The sequence below is a fragment of the Microvirga pakistanensis genome (assembly GCF_004458765.1).
Classification (GTDB): domain Bacteria; phylum Pseudomonadota; class Alphaproteobacteria; order Rhizobiales; family Beijerinckiaceae; genus Microvirga; species Microvirga pakistanensis.
In genome coordinates this window covers 1-223 of record NZ_SPJX01000170.1, presented here as the reverse complement: position 1 = coordinate 223, position 223 = coordinate 1, and the positions used below count along the sequence as shown (strand labels likewise).

The window sequence follows — 223 nt, the reverse complement described above, 5'->3', positions numbered from 1 at the left end:
TCGCGACCTTCGCGGCGAAGACCACGGCCTCGGGATCATCGCCGTTCACGTGGAAGATCGGCGCCTCGACCATCTTCGCCACGTCCGACGGATAGGGCGAGGAGCGCGAGACGCGCGGATCGGTGGTGAAGCCGATCTGATTGTTGATGATGAAGGAAATCCAGCCGCCGGTGCGGTGGCCGCGCAGGCCCGAAAGCCCGAAGCATTCCGCCACCACGCCCTG

The 223-nt window shown here is 65.9% G+C and carries 1 protein-coding gene; it reads right to left on the bottom strand.

Annotated elements, in window-relative coordinates; genetic code table 11:
• Positions 1-223, bottom strand: a 223-nt coding sequence (locus E4K09_RS07595; protein WP_134496154.1) for a thiamine pyrophosphate-dependent enzyme, incomplete at both ends; no start/stop codon positions are given.